The sequence below is a fragment of the Mesorhizobium sp. M7A.F.Ca.AU.001.01.1.1 genome (genome assembly GCF_004022735.1).
GTDB lineage: Bacteria > Pseudomonadota > Alphaproteobacteria > Rhizobiales > Rhizobiaceae > Mesorhizobium > Mesorhizobium ciceri.
The window spans coordinates 1-378 of sequence record NZ_RZPF01001408.1 but is presented as its reverse complement, the minus strand read 5'-3'; the positions used below and the strand labels follow the sequence as shown (position 1 = coordinate 378).

Annotated in this window: 1 protein-coding gene; it reads left to right on the top strand. The window is 64.0% G+C overall.

The genetic code is table 11. The annotated features are described in order from the left end of the window. Positions 1-378 (top strand): DNA polymerase (locus tag EN884_RS38425; protein ID WP_245492082.1); only part of this gene is annotated, 378 nt, incomplete at both ends.

Here is a 378-nt window from a genome sequence, read left to right as displayed (position 1 = left end):
GGCAGATCCTCTCGCGGCTCTCCGGCGAATTGGCGCAGGGCGCCGCTCGCCTCGAAGAGGAAATCTACCAGCTCATCGGCGAACGCATCAACATCGGTTCGCCAAAGCAGCTCGGCGACATCCTGTTCGGGCGCATGGGCCTGCCCGGCGGTTCGAAGACCAAGACCGGCCAGTGGTCGACCTCGGCGCAGCTTCTCGAAGATCTCGCTGCCGAAGGTCACGAACTGCCGCGCAAGATCGTCGACTGGCGCCAGCTGACCAAGCTGAAATCGACCTATACCGATGCGCTGCCCGGCTTCATCCACCCCGACACCAAGCGCGTCCACACCTCCTACGCGTTGGCCGCTACGACGACGGGACGCCTGTCATCCTCCGATA